The organism is Mesorhizobium sp. M7A.F.Ca.US.002.01.1.1, assembly GCF_004022955.1.
Lineage (GTDB): Bacteria > Pseudomonadota > Alphaproteobacteria > Rhizobiales > Rhizobiaceae > Mesorhizobium > Mesorhizobium ciceri.
In genome coordinates this window covers 1-1,529 of the sequence record NZ_RZQE01000821.1, presented here as the reverse complement: position 1 = coordinate 1,529, position 1,529 = coordinate 1, and the positions used below count along the sequence as shown (strand labels likewise).

2 protein-coding genes are annotated in these 1,529 nt (G+C 63.6%); both read left to right on the top strand.

Features of this window, described 5'->3' with window-relative positions; genetic code table 11:
- Positions 1-1,032: aminomethyltransferase family protein (locus EN932_RS35800; protein WP_164890840.1), on the top strand; the 1,032-nt coding region annotated here is incomplete at its 5' end.
- 9 nt (positions 1,033-1,041) lie between these two features.
- A partial coding sequence (locus EN932_RS35795; protein ID WP_206619028.1) for an aminopeptidase P family N-terminal domain-containing protein occupies positions 1,042-1,529 on the top strand: 488 nt, incomplete at its 3' end.

Here is a 1,529-nt window from a genome sequence, read left to right as displayed (position 1 = left end):
CCGAAGACCCGCCGCATCGTGCTGACGCCGATGCTCAACGAGTTCGGCAAGCTGATCGGCGACTTCACCATCGCCAAGGCGGCAGAAGACCGCTTCATGATCTGGGGCTCTTCGGCGGCGCAGAAATACCACATGCGCTGGTTCGAGAAGCACCTGCCGAAGGACGGAACGGTGCGCATCCACCGCTTCGACCAGACGCTGGTCGGCCTGTCGATCGCCGGGCCGAAATCACGGGACCTGCTGCAGAAACTGGTCGATGTCGACGTCTCGACAAAAGCCTTCCGTTTCATGGATTTCCGCGAGATGGCTGTTGGCGGGGCGCCCTGCATGGTCAACCGCATCACCTACACCGGCGACCTCGGCTATGAAATCTGGATGGCGCCGGCCTACGAACGCCTGGTTTACAAAGCAATCAAGGACGCCGGCGAGGAATTCGGCCTTGTCGATTTCGGCATGCGCGCTCTGCTCTCCATGCGCCTCGAAAAGAACTTTCCGACCTGGTTCCGCGAGTTGCGGCCGATCTATGGACCGTTCGAAGGCGCGATGGACCGCTTCATCAAGCTCGAGAAGAATGACTTCATCGGCCGCGAGGCCGCCGCCAAGGAACAGGCCGAGGGGCCAAAGCTGCGCCGCGTCTCCTTCATCGTCGATGCCGCCGACGCCGATGTCATGGGCGACGAGCCGATCTGGGCCAAGGTCAGCAAGGACTACGGCACGGTGGAAAAGCCGCATGGCTATGGCGCGCCGCGCTTCGACAAGGGCGGCAAGGAAATACGTGGCTCCAAGGCTGCCGAAGGCGCATCCGCCGTGCGCGGCATCGTCGACGGCGACTGGCGCGTGGTCGGCTGGGTCACATCGGGCGGCTATGCGCATTATGTGCAGAAGTCGATGGCGCAGGGTTATATCCCCGCAGCGCTTGCCGAGGACGAAAGTGCCGGGCTGTTCGAGATCGAGATCCTCGGTCACCGGCGCCCGGCCCGCATCAATGTCGAAGCGCCCTTCGATCCGAGCGGCGAGAAGATGCGGACCTGAGGTTCGACGATGGACAGCGCGGGGCCGAAGGGCAGCTTTGGCCGCCACCGCAAGATCATGCCGTTCGAGCCGGGCTCGATCGAAGCTTTGCGCGACGCCTCCCGTCAGAAGGCGGGTTCGCTCAATCAGCATGTGCTGGGCTATGGCCCGCGGGCCGAGGCTGAGTGGGCGGCGGCAGGCATTGCCGCGCCCGACCTGGCGGCGATGCGAAAATACCGGCTGGAGCGTATCCGCGCCGAGTTGAAGCGGCGCGGCTATGCCGGCGCCCTGCTCTACGACCCCGTCAACATCCGCTACGCCACCGACAGCACCAACATGCAGCTTTGGGTGGCGCACAATCCGACGCGGCATTGCTTTATCGCCACTGAAGGCCCGGTGGTGCTGTTCGATTATTTTTCCTGCGAGCACCTGTCCGACCATTCCGGCGTCGTCAACGAGGTGCGGCCGGCGGTGTCGTGGATGTATCTCTATGGCGGTGAGCTGACCGAGCAAAAGGT